1 protein-coding gene is annotated in these 485 nt (G+C 49.9%); it reads right to left on the reverse strand.

Annotated elements, in window-relative coordinates:
* Positions 1 to 251 precede the first annotated feature (251 nt).
* A partial coding sequence (locus tag HU147_RS19155) for a hypothetical protein (protein ID WP_224077665.1) occupies positions 252 to 485 on the reverse strand: 234 nt, incomplete at its 5' end.

Raw genomic sequence — 485 nt, forward strand, 5'->3', positions numbered from 1 at the left:
AGAGCATAAACACACGCAGATGCGGCGGATTGACTTGGATGTAGCGGCGTTTGATGGCGGCAGCGTAAGAGCGCACCAGCATAGGCGCTTCTTTGAAATCTTTGCAGTATGGCTTGTGTGGGATACGTTCTTGCAAGAAGAGGTCGGGTTGGGTGTATAATTGGCTCATGTTGCATCTCGAAACCCCCGTGCAGATTGGCGTTTGGCGGGGGTTTTGCTTTGTCTAAGATTTGCAGATTGTATGCTTGTTTTTAAGATGATACAACTATGTCAAAATAACCATAATCAGATAACAGCCCGATAGGGGTTCTTATTTCAAAATTTTCCAATCCGCAATTTAGCGAAGCCAGCAGGCGAAGCGGTAAAGCTTGGAGCGCAGCAGCGCGACCTAAGCCGGCCAGCAGGGCGGCGTTTTGGGGGAAACATGAAACCAGTTCCGACAGGGCGGCGTGCGTGTTCTTCCCTGAGTTCTTCATGGAGTATCG

This window comes from Planococcus chinensis, assembly GCF_020071995.1.
In the GTDB taxonomy this organism is placed as follows: Bacteria; Bacillota; Bacilli; order Bacillales_A; family Planococcaceae; genus Planococcus; species Planococcus chinensis_A.